The organism is Nocardia terrae (assembly GCF_009760405.1).
Lineage (GTDB): Bacteria > Actinomycetota > Actinomycetes > Mycobacteriales > Mycobacteriaceae > Nocardia > Nocardia terrae.
In genome coordinates this window covers 411,973-424,750 of record NZ_WRPP01000004.1, presented here as the reverse complement: position 1 = coordinate 424,750, position 12,778 = coordinate 411,973, and the positions used below count along the sequence as shown (strand labels likewise).

Sequence of the window (12,778 nt, the reverse complement as noted above, 5' to 3'; positions counted from 1 at the left end):
ATGGGCCATTTCAAGTACGCGAGTGACGTCGGAGCACCGGTGGAAGTCGCGTTCACATACACGGACAACCATCAGTTCGTGCCGGACTGGGCCTTCGGTGTGGCCGCCTTCGAGCCGATCGGGGATTCCGATCATGGCGCCGGAGCCGTCTTCGCCGCGACCCTGCGGGTCGGCCCGTGGCATCCCACCATCGAGTGTGAGATCACCGACTACCGCCGCAACGCGGTCATCGAGTACACACTGCGTCGACGCCGGACGGGGAAGCCGGCGTCGACGTGCTCCAACTTCTGTGTCATCACCCTGCGCTTCGACCCGCTCGGCTACGGTCGCGCCGTGCTGACCTCGGAGACCGAGTACTGGGTGCCGCGCGGACTCACCGGCAAGTTGCTCTCGAAGCTGGCCGCCGCATTGGTGCAGGCCACGGTCCGGCGGACCGAGTCGCAATTGCGTAGGGAGATAGAGGAATTCCACGGCACCGATCTTGTCGGCCGGATCGCGTAGGGTAGGCCGCATGATCATCGTGAGCACCGACGGATCATGCCTGCGCAATCCGGGCGGCGCGATCGGCTGGGCCTGGGTCAATCACGCGGGCGGCTCGGCCAGTGGCGGGGCCCCCGTGGGCACCAACCAGATCGCGGAGTTGCGCGCGCTCCTCGAGGCCATCCGAGCGCATCCCGGTGCGGAACCCCTGCTCATCGAGAGCGATTCGCTCTACGCCATCAAGTGCGCCTCCGAGTGGATCAACGGCTGGCGCAACAACGGCTGGAAGACCTCCACCGGCGCCGCGGTCAAGAACGTCGAGCTGATCCAGCAGATCGACCGCGCCATCGCCGGGCGTCCCGGGCCGGTCCGCTTCCGCTGGGTGCGCGGCCATGTCGGCAACTACTTCAACGAGCAGGCCGACTCACTGGCCGGGCAGGCCGCCCGCCAGGTCGCCGCCTCCGGCGTCGCCATCGAACCGGAGCAGCCGGAGCCATTAGACCCGGTGACCGAGCCGCTGCCGATCACCGAGCCCAAGACCGAACCCCTCCCCATCACCAAACCGGCCGAGCACAGCGAGATGGTCGGCGCCGGTGGGCATTCCGCGCCGCAGACCCCCCGCCGTCGCGCCGCGGCCGCGAAAGCGTCCGCGTCGGAGTCGCTGAAAGCCCCGGCGGCCGAAGCGCTCACGCTCTTCTGAAGCACGAAAACCAAGGGCCCGCTTCCCGGATCTCTCCCGGGAGCGGGCCCTTGTCGTTTACGACCGGAACTCAGTTGGTCGGCTTGGGCGCCGCCGGTGCGCTGGTCTGGCCCGACGGCGCGGGCTGGGTGGGCTGCGCCGAAGGCGTGGCCTGGCCCGAGGGCTGGACGCCCTGCTGGCTGTCGCCGCCCCCGCCGGGGAACACGCTGTTGTCATTGTTGCTGTAGATCGCGCGGAAGTCGGACACCAGCCACTTCCCGTCCTTCTTCTCCAGATCGACGAAGGCCGGGATCGGCAGCACGAGCGGCTGCGCATGCAGATCGTTGCTGGCGGTCTGGAGCGCGTTCACCAGGACGGTCGCCTTGTCCTTGTCACCGGTCTCGTAGCCGCAGTGCAGGAAGTTCAGCGTGGCCTTCGCGTGCTGCTTGATCAGCAGATCCTGCAGCTCGTTGGCCGCGGGCTCGAACTGCTTCTTGAAGTCGCCGTCGGTGATCCGCTGCCGCACCTGGTCGGCGAAGTTGGGCATGGTCTTGTCGTCGTAGGCCGCGAAGACGCGCATGAACCCGCAGGCCGCCTCGGTGGAGGCTGCACGGTCGTCGAGTTTGTTGCCGTCGGTGTGGGTTTGCCAGGCGAAGAAGACCAGGCCCGCGAGCGCGCCGACGAGCAGGACACCGAGCGCGATGAGCGCGACCATCGGCATGGCCACGGCGGACATCAGCGCGGACTTCGGCTTCGCGTCGGCGGTGGCGGCCGAATCCGCCTCGGACTCGGGGGCTTCCGGCTTCGCGGGCTCCGCCGGGGTCTCCTCCTTCGGAGCCTCGGCCGGGGTCTCTTCCTTCGAAGCCTCCGTCGGGGTCTCTTCCTTCGGAGCCTCGGCCGGCTCGGCGTCCTTCTTCAACTCCGGCTTCTCGGCGGCCTGTTCGGCGCTGGCGGCGCTGGCGGCGCTGCCCTGGGCATCGGCCTCGGCGATGGAATCGTCTTCGGTTTTCTTGTCCTGGGCAGCGTCGTCCGTCATGTATCGATCACTTTCCCGGTGCGCTGCGGACGCACCGTCTAGGTTTCGTCAGCGAGTATGCCTGTTGCGCATAAGAGCTGCGCCGGTGAGGGCGTAGCAGGTGCGCGGCACTCACTTGACCGGCGGCAGGGTCCGCTCGTTCGGATCCGAGCCCGCGGGCGGGAGCGCGCCGTTGTTCGGCACGTCCGGTCGCGGGGCATTGCCCGAACCGCGGATCTGCTGATCCGCCGGCGGGTTCTGGCAGTAACCCGCCCATCTCGGGAAGGTGCTCTCGGTGGCGACGTCGGGCCGGACCTTCTTGGTGACGTAGTCACAGAACGACCGCGGCCAGATGTCGACGATGGTGTAGAACTCGCCGTCGTGCGCGGGCACACCGATCGCGGAGCTACCGACCACCAGCGACGGGAACAGTGCCCGCAGCGCCGGGGCGCGCAGCTGCGCGGCCTTGGTGATGGCCGCGAAATTGGTGGCCAGGCTGGTCATCGGGTCGGCGGTCTTGTCGAGAACCGCGCCGAGCTCCTTCATCTGGCCGGGCGCCTGCTCCAGGATCTTCTGGAGCTCGGCATTCGCGTCGTTGAACTGATTGAACAACACGCTCGAATTACGGGTCAGCGTACCCAGATCCGGCTGCGCCAGCGAGGTGGTGCCGGAGATGGTCTGCAGATTCTTGAGCAGGTTGGTGGTCTGGGGCAGCAGATTGTCCAGACCGGTGGTGGCCAGGCTGATGGCGTCGATCATGGAGCGCAGCTGGTCCGGCCCGCCGGAGAGCGCGGTGTCCAGCTCGGTGAGGATGACGCTGAACTTGTCCGGATCGACCTGGGAGATCAGGGCACTGGCGTTGTCGAGCACCGACCACACCGGGGTCGGCGTCTTGACCTTGTTCGCGTCGTACTCGATCACCGAGCCGTTGTGCAGGAACGGGGCCTGCTCGGAGTTCGGGCGGAAGTCGATGTACTGCTCGCCCGCGCCGGACAGCGCGCCCACCGCCACCAAGGTGTCGGAGGGGATGGAGTACTTCTTGTCGATCTCGGCGGTGGCCGCGATGGCCGCGCCGTTGTCGATCAGCTTGATGTCGGTGACCTTGCCGATCCGGTAACCGCGCAGGGTGACGTCATTGCCCGACTGCAGACCGCCGGAACGGTCCAGATGGACCGTCACCTTGTAGGTTTCGCGCAGCGGGTTCACCCGCATCACGCTGATCGCCAGGTACGACACGCCCAGCAGCAGGATCGCCACCAGCGCGACATTGGAGACCAGATTCTTGTGGCTCTTGACCCAGTTCATCGGTGTCCCCCGTTGATCCGGCCGTAGATGATCTGCAGCACCTGGATCAGGCTGCCCCCGAAGTCGTTGAGGTCCTTGAGATCCGGGAACTTGCTGTTGGCCGGGTCGGTGAGCAGGCCGATGTCGAGCATGGTCAGGGTGCCCGCGACGGCCAGGGTGTCGCCCTTGAAGGAGGCGTCGGCCTTGGGCCGGATCTCGTGCAGCGCGTCGAGCGCGGGCCCGAGGGTCTGGTCGGTCCGGGCCAGCGCGTCCATCAGCTGCGACACGTTGTCGAGCAGGCTCGAGAGCGAATCGGAGGTGGTGTTGGCGTAATCGCCCAGTGCCGCACTGGTTGTCGAGACCTTGGTGAGCAGATCGCCGAGCGCCTGGTTGTTCTCGGCGATGGCGCCGATCATGCCGGGCAGGTTGTCGGCGACCTGGCCCAGCTGCTGGTGATTGGCCTCGATGGTGTCGGCCAGCGCGCTGAAACCGGCCAGGGTGCCGTCGATGCGCGAGCTGTTCTTGTTGAGACTGGCCATCACGCTGGTCATCTGGGTGAGCACGTGCGCCAGCTGGTCACCTCGACCGCCGACGATGGAGTCCATCTCGGAGGTGAGCTTGGACAGGCTGGCGATGCCACCGCCGTTGAAGAGCAAGGAGATCGACATCAGCAGCTCTTCGACGGTGGCGCCGGCCGAGGTCTTGGTGGGGTCGATCTGGCCGCCGTCTTTGATCATCGTCGCGCCGGGTTCGGTCTTCGGCTTGGACACCGCCACGAAGACGTCGCCGAGCGGAGTGGCCTGGCGCAGTTCCGCGCTGCTGTCGGTCGGCAGCTCGATGTCCTTGCGGATGGCCAGATCCACATAGGCCTTGTAGTCCCGGGTGGTGATCTTGGTGACCACGCCGACGTCGGAGCCGCCGATCTTGACCTTGGCCTGATCGGGCAGGTTCAGCGCATTGTCGAAAATCGCGTGCACCGTGTAGGTCTCGCCGCCCGCGCCGGGCTTGGGCAGCGGCAGGCTCTCGACCGTCACGCCGCAACCGGATCCGACCAGGGCCGTCGCCGATACCGCGAGCATGATGACCGCGCGCCGAGCTCGCTTGGCCGAGCGCAGGTCTCGCAGGAAGCTACTCATTTCGTCATCCCCAACACCGCCGCCATGAGCCCGAAATCAGGTCCGAAATCTTCCATCTTCCCGGTCCGGCAGCCGTCCGACTTCATCTGGATACGCTCGCAGAACAGGCTGATCATCTCGCCGGAGAGCGCGGTGCCGATCAGGCCGTGCAGGCGGATGAAGTTGCCCTGCCGGTTGACCGACTTGTCGAGGTTCTGCATGAGCAGCGGTGCCACGTCGACGATCTCGGTCACGCCCGCGGCGTTGTCGCGCAGCTGCTTGGTGACATTGGTGAGTCCGGTGAGCGTGCCGTTGAGCTGATCGGAGTACTGCGAGAACGCACCACTGGTGTTGGCCAGGAACGCGTTCAGCTGATCCAGGGTGGCCTGCAGGCCCGGCGCCTGATCGGCGAGCAGCCCGGTCATCTGGGTGATCTTGTTGCTGAACCCGCGCACCGAATCGTCGTTGTCGGCGAGCATGGTGGTCAGCTCGTTGAGCTTGATGATGATGGTGGAGATGGCGTCCTTGTTGTCGACGCCGGTCTTCAGCGCGCCCGAGAGCGCGTTGAGCACATCGCGCATCTTCTCGCCGTTGCCGTTCATCATCGGGTACAGCACCCGGCCCGAGAGCGGGCCGACGCCGTCCTGCCCCGGCTGGGGTTTCAGCGCGGCGGCGAAGCTGTCGATGGTCTTGATCATGGTGTCCAGCTCGACCGGGGTCTTGGTCTGCTGGGTGGTCAGGTGTGCGCCGTCGGGCAGCTTGTCACCACCGGTGTAGCGCGGGGTGAGCTCGATGTGCCGATCGGTGACGATGGACGGCGAAACCAGCGCGGCCTGAACGTTCTTCGGGATGTCCACGCCCTTGTCCACGGTCATATGGACCTCGACGTACTCGCCCTTCGGAATGATCTTGTCGACCTTGCCCACCTCGAGCCCGAGCACCGTGATCGGGTTGCCCTCGAACATGCCCGCGATATTGAGGAAGTCCGCGGTGAAGTGCTTGGTCTGCCCGGCCGCGTCCTTCACCCCCAGCGGCACGATGGAGCAGGAGCCCACGGCGAAGGCCGCCGCGCCGATCATGGCCGCGTTGGCGATGCGGCGCACGAGCCGCTTCTTCTGCGATGTCGATGTCATTGGTGGCACCCCTCGTTCACCTGCGCGAAGCACAACCAGTTGTCCGGGAACAGCCAGGGCAGCGCGACCTCACCGTAGTTGCCGTTGCCGAAGGCGTTGTTGAACTGCCGGATCGACGGCGGCATGATCGACAGCAACTTGTCCAGGTTTTCCTTGTTCTTCTGCAGACCGTCGGCCATGGTGTTGAGCTGCTGCAGCGTCGGCCCGAACTTGTTGTCGTTGGCCGCGCCGATCGCCTGCAGCTGTCCGCTGAGCGTGGCGATATTGTCCAGCAGGCTCTTGAGCAGACCCTGGCGCTCCATCACCCGGTTGGCGATGGACTCGCCCTGGGTGATCACCAGCAGCAGGCTGTTCCGGTTGTCACCGAGAATCTTGGTGACCCGGTCCAGGTCCTTGAGCAGCTGGTCGACCTGGTCCTTGCGGTTGTTCATGGTCTTGGCCAGCGCGCCGATGGAGTCCAGCGCCTGCACCGTCATCTGCGGTGTGTCGCCCATCTGCTGATTGATCAGGTTGAGCGAGTCCGCGAGCTTCTTGGTGTCGAGCTCCTCGAACTTGGGCGTGCCCTCCTGCACCACGTCGGCCAGGTTGTAGGGAACCACGGTGTTGGACTTGGGAATCCGGTTCCCCTTCAGTCCGGAGCCGTCGCCGGGCGTGAGATCGACATAGCGCGCGCCCAGCAGGGTCGCCATCTTGATCGACGCCTTGGCGTCGGGGCCGAGCTTCACGTCCTTGTTGACGTTGAAGGTGAGCAGCACGTGGTCACCCTCGAGCTCGGCGCCCGAGATCGTGCCGACGGGCACACCGGCGACGTCCACCTTGTCGCCGACCTTGACGCCGGCCGTCTGCACGAACTCCGCCTTGATGCTCTGCTGTCCGATGCCGACCGTCTTGTAGAGGGTCGACCCCATCAGCAGTCCGACGATCAGCGCCACGCCGAGTACGCCGAGCCAGAAATTACGGTTGGTCCGGAAGCGGGACTTGAGGTTTGCGATCATGGCCGGCACACCGCCGAGTGGGAGTTGCCGCCGATCTGCGAGAACAGACCGCGCGGGAAGAGGACACCGTAGAGCGAGACATCCAAGCTGCACATGTAGGCGTTGGCGTACGCGCCGTTCTGGGTGAACTTGCCGACATTGGCCAGAATGTCGGGCAGGTCCACCGCCGCCTGATCCAGCCGGGAGCCATTGGCCAGCAGCAGGGCGAGCGCGGCCTGGGTGGAATTCTGCGCCGTGATCAGCTTGGGCTGGATGGAACCGAACATGCCCACCAGAGATGTGGTGGCATCGGCGATCTGGACCGTCGAGGCCTGCAGCGACTGACCCTGGGCATACAGGCCGCCGATCAGGGACCGGGTCTGGGTGACCAGCGTCTCCAGATCGTCGCCACGCTTGGCCAGGCCCTGCATGACGCCGGACAGGTTGGTGATCACGTCCGAGAGGATCCCGTCGCGGCGTTCGAAGTCCGAGGCCACCGAGGCGGCCTGGGTGATGAACGCGCTCAACGAGACATTGTCACCCTGCAGCGCCTGGATGAAGGTGTTGGACAGGTTGTTGACCTGCTCGGGCTGCAGCACCTGGAACAGCGGCTGGAAACCGTTGAGCAGAGCCGAGACGTCGAAGGAGGGCTCGGTGCGCTCGAGCGGGATCGAACCGTTGTTCTTCAACGCCACGTGATCGCCGGTGTGCGGCTTGTCCTTCGGCGGCGGGGCCAGCGCGATGTAGCGCTGCCCGATCAGGTTCTGGTAGCGGACCAGCGCCTTGGTGTCGCCGTACAGCGTCTGGTCGCGCTGCACGATGAAGGTCACCACCGCCTGGTTCTTCTTGTCCAGGTCGATCTTCTCGACCTTGCCCACGCGCACGCCCGCCATCCGGACGTCATCGCCCGGTCGCAGACCGAGCACGTCGCTGAAGGTCGCGCTGAAGGTGTTGGTGTCGCCCTTCACGGTGCGGGCGAGCGTGTTCCAGATGACCACGGTCACCAGGATCGACACGACCGCGAAGATCGTGAAGCCGATCAGCGGTTTGCGAATGCTCATCGGCCGGCCCCGCTCGGAGTCAGTTGCACGGTGGCACCCTTCAGAATCGGGCTCAACAGCAGGTATTCGGCCGCACTCGGACGCCGGCCCAGCAGGGCGGTGATGGCGTCATCACCGGTGAAGGCGATATCCCCGCCGGTGGGCACCGGACCCGGCTGGCTCGCCGGGGCGGCCGGAGCCGGGGCGAGCAGGTTCGGGAACATGCCCTGCAGCGGCGTGCCGGCGAGCGGATCGGTGCTCGGCTTCTGGGCGGCGTCGGGCTGCCCGTCGGCAGGCGTGCCGATGACGGTCACGCCCGGGATGAGCGGGAAGCCCGGCGGCGGCGACGTCATGACCGGCAGGTCCTTGGCCGCGTCGATGGCCTTGGGCCGCATGGATTCCGGCAGCGTGCCCGGATCCGAGGTGAGCGGCGCGGTGCCGCAGCTGGGCGCGGCCAGCTCGCCGTAGCGCGGGCAGTCGTCACGGGTGTACGGCTTGTACGGCGTGAAGGTGATGCCGACGTTCCACTTCATCTGCTGCTGCGGACCCCAGCCGAACGCACCGCTCAGCTTGCGCACCGAGTCGCCGAGGTTCGCGATGGACTGCGGGATGGCGTCCGGGTTGTCCGACAGCGCACCGAACAGGGCGCTGGTTCCGGTGGTGACGTCCTTACCCACATTGGGATTGCGGGCGAAGAGCCCGTTCACCTTGTCGATGGTGTCGGAGGTGCCCGCGAGCAGCGCGGTCAGCTCGGCGCGGCGGTCGGAGATGGTCTTGGCCGTCTCGACCGAATCCTTCAGCACGCCCATGAGTTCCGGCGCGGACTGGTTGAGCGCGTGCATGGAGGAGGACAGGTCGTCGAGGAACCCGCCGACGTCCGGCACCGAGCCGCGCACCTGATCGAGCCACCGGTCGACGCGCTCGATGGTGGAGCCGGGCATGCGCCCGCTGCCGTCGAGGGCGTAGGACAGCGTGCCCAGCACCCGGCCGAACTGCACCGGATCGATCTTGCCGAGAATGTCGCGGACCTTGGTGAGGGTGTCCTGCAGGGCGATGGTGCCCGTGGAGGTGTCCTCGGCGATCTGCGAGCCCTCCTTCAGATGCGCGGAATCCGCACCGTTGTAGACGAGTTCGACGGAGGTGACGGCGAACAGGTTGGAGGGCACGACGCGCGCGGTGACATTGGCCGGGATGCCGGAGGTGTACTCGGGCTTCATCTCGATGTGCACCTCCTGCTTCTCGCCCTTGGCCGCCACGGACACATCCTTGACCGCGCCGACCAGCACGCCGCGGAACTTCACGTCCGCGTTGGCCGGCAGGCCGTCACCGGTGGTGGTGAGATTCGCGGTGACATTGACCTTTTCGACGAAGTAGCCGCGGTAGCGCGCGAACAGGAAGCCCAGTACGACGGCGATGACGGTGAGGCCGCAGATTCCGGCGATGAGCAACTGCCGCATCGTCGGTCCGCGCCCGCTCGGATCGATGATCATCGTGTGCGCCCCCTATCCCGAGATCCGGATGCCGGGGTTGACGCCCCAGATCGCCAAGGTCATGAACAGGTCGGCGAAGACGACCGCGATGATGCAGAGCTTGATCGCGCGGCCGGCCGCCACACCCACGCCCTCCGGGCCGCCCGAGGCGAAAAACCCGTAGTAGCACTGGATGAATGTGGTGATCGCGACGAACAGGATCGCCTTCAGCAGTGAGTACAGCACATCGTGGGGGATCAGGAACGTATAGAAATAGTGCGAGAAGGTGCCCGAGGGGATGTTGCCCACCAGGGTCGCGGTCAGCGCACAGGAGATGTAGGCCAGCGGCAGCGCCAGGCAGTACAGCGGCACGATGGCGATCATGGCCGCGATCATGCGGGTGCTGACCAGATACGGAAGCGGCCGGATGGCAACCGATTCCAGCGCGTCGATCTCCTCGGAGATGCGCATGGCGCCCAGCTGCGCGGTGAACCGGCAGCCGGCCTGCGCCGCGAAGGCGACGGTGGCCAGCAGCGGGCCGAGCTCACGCGTGGTGGCGAAGGCCGAGATGGCGCCGGTGATCGGGCTCAGGCCCAACAGGTTCAGCGAGGTGTAGCCCTGGATGGCGACGGTCATACCGCCGAACGCCGACAGGATCAGCACCACGCCGATGGTGCCGCCACCGACCACGAGATTGCCGTTGCCCCAGGTGACGTCGGACAGCAGGCGCCAGACTTCCTTGGGGTACTGCTTGAACGCCAGCGGCATGGAGCCGATCGAACGCAGGAAGAAGAAGACCTGGTGTCCGATGCGAGCCAGCCAGTCGCGCGGCGCACCCGCCGCGCCCTTGATCCGTCGAAGCGGCCGCAGCAGCGGCGGTACATAGGTTGCTGACACGCTCAGACCACCTGGGGTGGGAAGAAGGAATTGTAGAGCTGGGTGATGATCAGGTTGACGCCGAAGAGCATGACGGCGGACATGACGACCGCGGTGTTCACCGCGTTGGCGACACCACCCGGGCCGCCCTTGGCACTGAGACCCGAGTCGCAGGCGATGATCGCGGCGAGGAGTCCATAGATGAGGGACTTCAGCAGCGCCACAACCAGATCGGTGGTGATGGCGAAGGAGGAGAAGGTTCCGATGTAGGAACCGGGGGTCCCGTTCTGGACGAAGATATTGAAGACGTAGCCGGTCAGGAAGCCGACGAAGACCACGAAGCCGCACAGCAGGACCGACACCAGCATGGCCGCGCCCAGGCGCGGGGCCACCAGGCGGCGCATCGGGTCGACGCCCATCACCTTCATGGCGTCGATCTCTTCGCGAATGGTGCGGGAACCGAGGTCGGCGCAGATGGCCGAACCGACCGCGCCGGAGATCATGAGCGCCGTGACCAGCGGCGCGCCCTGCTGAATGATGCCGAGCCCGTTGGCCGCACCGATGAAGGAGGTCGCGCCCACCTGTCCGGCGACCGAGCCGACCTGGATGGAGACGATCACACCGATCGGAATGGCGACCAGCAGTGTCGGGGCGGCAGCGACATTCGCCATGAAGGCGCACTGCCTGATGAACTCGCCGTAAGGAAAGCGACGGCGAAAGATCGCGATGAAAAGCTCGGCAACCGCCGACACGCCCATCGACATCATCCGGCCGCCGGTTTCCAGCGACCGTTTCGGATGATCCTGCCAGTACCCCTTGGCCCAATCCACGGCCGTATTCATCCGTGATGCCAACGGTGGACTCCCCTGGTCCCCCGGGCTCGTGGTCACCTGCACTGACTACCCCTCTCGACGCCGGGTTACCCGCCTCCGGCGACTGTTTGCTTGACGCACCTTACTACGGAGTTAGGAAAAACACACCACCGATTGTGGTTCCGGTCATAGACCCTAATCACAATGGTCGTATCGCTGTGAACAGCCACATCAGGGTTGGTTTACGGCCCAAAGAACCTGGCAGAGATCTAGAACTTGTTCTAGTTTTTGACTATCCCCAGTAGTTGTGAACATCTACCGGGTAACAATTTGTAGGATCAAATTTATCGGAATTCGATAGCTCATATGCATTGTTCCGATATCTCCATCCAACTAGGTATCCGTCCCGAACCCCAGCAGGACACGGCTCGGCAACATGTGGCAGTACAAGAGGCAACCTGGCCCGAATACTGACAGGATGAGTAACCGCAAGTTGAGATTCGTGCGGCTTCCGACGTCTGGAGGGACATGATCAACAAGTTCGCCGGAGCGGCCGGCGCTTTCGCCGTCGCCCTGAGCACCGCTCTGTTCGGCGCCGGAGCCGCCCACGCCGATGCCGCGCCCGCCGTCATCGGCGGTGGCTCGGGGATCATCATCGATGATCAGTTCGAGTGCACGGTGACCACCATCGGTCACGACGGCGCCGGACGCCTGGTCGGGCTCACCGCGGGACACTGCGGCGACGCCGGCGCCAAGGTCTGGGCCGAAAAGGACCGGGCCGCAGGACAGATCGGTCAGTTCGTCTACTCCAACCACGACCTCGACTACGCCGTCATCCAGTTCGATCCGGGCCGTGTCATCCCGGTCAACCACATCGGCAACGTCACCATCACCGGGCTCGGTGGCCCGCCCGGATTCCCGATGATCGTGTGCAAGGAGGGCCGCACCACCGGCAACACCTGCGGCATCTCCTGGGGTGACGTCTTCGACACCAGCGTCGAGACCTGGAGCCAGATGTGCGTGGTGGAGGGCGATTCCGGCGCGCCGGTCGTCGTCGGCACCACACTGGTCGGCATGGTGAACGCCTACCTGGCGCTGGCCTGCTTCGGACCCGAGGTCGGCACCAATATGAGCTCGATCATGGACGACCTCAACGGTCGCGGCAGCATCGGCTCGGGCTACTACCCCATCTGAGAATACGAAAGATGAGGAAAGGGGCGGTGATTCGCGAATCACCGCCCCTTTGTTCATTGCAGAGTATTGACGCAGACGACGACCTGGCGGTCGTCGTAGACATAACCCTGGCTGTCGCCCGGGCAGTCGTCCACGCTGGTGGCGTTCTGCAAGATGGACAGGACCTGCACGCCGTCGTTCGCGCCGCGCGTGGTGCAGGGGATGCGGTGCGCGACATCGGTGCCCATCTCCATGCAGTCGCCGACCACCCAGTCGACGGTCAGGCACAGCGCTCCGGTCTCCACACCGTTGAGGGTCTCGTAGTAGACCTGGTCGGAGCCCTTGCCGCACTGGGCATTCTTCGGAACCTTGCCGGTCACCTTGTAGTTGGCGTCCTGGCTGCCGCAGGTCGCCTTGTCGATGGTGGCATCGGTGGTGGTGCCGCCCAGCTTCACACAGTCACCGATGTCGGCGTGAAAGTCGGTGTGGCCGCCACGGTCCGCGCGCGGTGAGGTGGTCGGCGCACCCGAGCCGGGCTTTCCGGTCGGTTTGGCCGGGGCCGAGGTGGGGAGGAGATTGTCGCCGGGCGCGGCCAGGGGATGGCCGGTCACGGTGGATCCGCACCCGGCCAGCAGCAGGGCTGCGGCGGAGATCGCGGGAAGGGCGATCCGGGCGGAAAGCTGCTGACGCAACACGGATGAGTCCTATATTTCGAAACAAACGGATCT

General features: G+C 65.6%; 13 protein-coding genes. 3 read left to right on the top strand and 10 right to left on the bottom strand.

The genetic code is table 11. From position 1 onward, the window contains the following. Together GPX89_RS22075 and GPX89_RS22070 are read left to right on the top strand one after the other, a co-directional pair. Positions 1–501, top strand: coding sequence for an SRPBCC family protein (locus GPX89_RS22075; RefSeq protein WP_157389499.1), 501 nt, complete (start codon positions 1–3; stop codon positions 499–501). 10 nt (positions 502–511) lie between these two features. Next, positions 512–1,180, top strand: a complete 669-nt coding sequence (locus tag GPX89_RS22070; RefSeq protein WP_157389498.1) for a ribonuclease H family protein — start codon at positions 512–514, stop codon at positions 1,178–1,180. Between the two features lie 70 nt (positions 1,181–1,250). Here GPX89_RS22070 and GPX89_RS22065 read toward each other — a convergent pair whose 3' ends face one another. From GPX89_RS22065 to GPX89_RS22025, 9 genes are all read right to left on the bottom strand, one after another. Further along, positions 1,251–2,195 carry a hypothetical protein gene (locus tag GPX89_RS22065; RefSeq protein WP_157389497.1) on the bottom strand — a complete coding sequence of 315 codons (945 nt, stop codon included), beginning with the start codon at positions 2,193–2,195 and terminating at the stop codon, positions 1,251–1,253. A 111-nt stretch (positions 2,196–2,306) separates the two neighbouring features. Then, complete coding sequence (locus GPX89_RS22060) at positions 2,307–3,479, bottom strand: MlaD family protein (RefSeq protein WP_157389496.1); 1,173 nt, start codon at positions 3,477–3,479, stop codon at positions 2,307–2,309. Next, on the bottom strand, positions 3,476–4,594 hold the full coding sequence (locus GPX89_RS22055) for an MCE family protein (RefSeq protein ID WP_235947743.1): 1,119 nt from the start codon (positions 4,592–4,594) through the stop codon (positions 3,476–3,478). The genes GPX89_RS22060 and GPX89_RS22055 overlap by 4 nt, the downstream gene beginning before the upstream one ends. Beyond that, complete coding sequence (locus tag GPX89_RS22050; RefSeq protein WP_157389495.1) at positions 4,591–5,706, bottom strand: MCE family protein; 1,116 nt, start codon at positions 5,704–5,706, stop codon at positions 4,591–4,593. Before GPX89_RS22050 ends, GPX89_RS22055 begins: the two co-directional genes overlap by 4 nt. After that, the gene (locus GPX89_RS22045) at positions 5,703–6,701 is read right to left on the bottom strand and encodes an MCE family protein (protein WP_157389494.1); all 999 of its coding nucleotides are present in this window, start codon (positions 6,699–6,701) and stop codon (positions 5,703–5,705) included. Before GPX89_RS22045 ends, GPX89_RS22050 begins: the two co-directional genes overlap by 4 nt. After that, positions 6,698–7,741 carry an MCE family protein gene (locus tag GPX89_RS22040; protein ID WP_157389493.1) on the bottom strand — a complete coding sequence of 348 codons (1,044 nt, stop codon included), beginning with the start codon at positions 7,739–7,741 and terminating at the stop codon, positions 6,698–6,700. The genes GPX89_RS22045 and GPX89_RS22040 overlap by 4 nt, the downstream gene beginning before the upstream one ends. Continuing rightward, positions 7,738–9,210, bottom strand: a complete 1,473-nt coding sequence (locus tag GPX89_RS22035) for an MlaD family protein (protein ID WP_157389492.1) — start codon at positions 9,208–9,210, stop codon at positions 7,738–7,740. The genes GPX89_RS22040 and GPX89_RS22035 overlap by 4 nt, the downstream gene beginning before the upstream one ends. A 12-nt stretch (positions 9,211–9,222) precedes the next feature. Continuing rightward, complete coding sequence (locus tag GPX89_RS22030) at positions 9,223–10,086, bottom strand: ABC transporter permease (protein ID WP_328602162.1); 864 nt, start codon at positions 10,084–10,086, stop codon at positions 9,223–9,225. A 2-nt stretch (positions 10,087–10,088) separates the two neighbouring features. Continuing rightward, positions 10,089–10,907: an MlaE family ABC transporter permease gene (locus GPX89_RS22025; protein ID WP_157389883.1), complete on the bottom strand. Its 819-nt coding sequence runs from the start codon at positions 10,905–10,907 to the stop codon at positions 10,089–10,091. Positions 10,908–11,405: 498 nt separating this feature from the next. Here GPX89_RS22025 and GPX89_RS22020 point away from each other — a divergent pair, with 498 nt between their 5' ends. Then, on the top strand, positions 11,406–12,071 hold the full coding sequence (locus GPX89_RS22020) for a chymotrypsin family serine protease (protein WP_157389491.1): 666 nt from the start codon (positions 11,406–11,408) through the stop codon (positions 12,069–12,071). Positions 12,072–12,124: 53 nt separating this feature from the next. Here GPX89_RS22020 and lppU read toward each other — a convergent pair whose 3' ends face one another. After that, a complete protein-coding gene (lppU, locus tag GPX89_RS22015) occupies positions 12,125–12,745 on the bottom strand; it encodes an LppU family putative lipoprotein (RefSeq protein ID WP_328602161.1) in 621 nt (206 codons plus the stop codon). Positions 12,746–12,778 lie beyond the last annotated feature (33 nt).

Bases quoted from the DNA above. Each gene is read 5' to 3' on its own strand.
- GPX89_RS22075 (WP_157389499.1), top strand. From the start codon at position 1: ATGGGCCATTTCAAGTACGCGAGTGACGTCGGAGCACCGGTGGAAGTC.
- GPX89_RS22070 (WP_157389498.1), top strand. From the start codon at position 512: ATGATCATCGTGAGCACCGACGGATCATGCCTGCGCAATCCGGGCGGC.
- GPX89_RS22065 (WP_157389497.1), bottom strand. From the start codon at position 2,195: ATGACGGACGACGCTGCCCAGGACAAGAAAACCGAAGACGATTCCATC.
- GPX89_RS22060 (WP_157389496.1), bottom strand. From the start codon at position 3,479: ATGAACTGGGTCAAGAGCCACAAGAATCTGGTCTCCAATGTCGCGCTG.
- GPX89_RS22055 (WP_235947743.1), bottom strand. From the start codon at position 4,594: ATGAGTAGCTTCCTGCGAGACCTGCGCTCGGCCAAGCGAGCTCGGCGC.
- GPX89_RS22050 (WP_157389495.1), bottom strand. From the start codon at position 5,706: ATGACATCGACATCGCAGAAGAAGCGGCTCGTGCGCCGCATCGCCAAC.
- GPX89_RS22045 (WP_157389494.1), bottom strand. From the start codon at position 6,701: ATGATCGCAAACCTCAAGTCCCGCTTCCGGACCAACCGTAATTTCTGG.
- GPX89_RS22040 (WP_157389493.1), bottom strand. From the start codon at position 7,741: ATGAGCATTCGCAAACCGCTGATCGGCTTCACGATCTTCGCGGTCGTG.
- GPX89_RS22035 (WP_157389492.1), bottom strand. From the start codon at position 9,210: ATGATCATCGATCCGAGCGGGCGCGGACCGACGATGCGGCAGTTGCTC.
- GPX89_RS22025 (WP_157389883.1), bottom strand. From the start codon at position 10,907: ATGAATACGGCCGTGGATTGGGCCAAGGGGTACTGGCAGGATCATCCG.
- GPX89_RS22020 (WP_157389491.1), top strand. From the start codon at position 11,406: ATGATCAACAAGTTCGCCGGAGCGGCCGGCGCTTTCGCCGTCGCCCTG.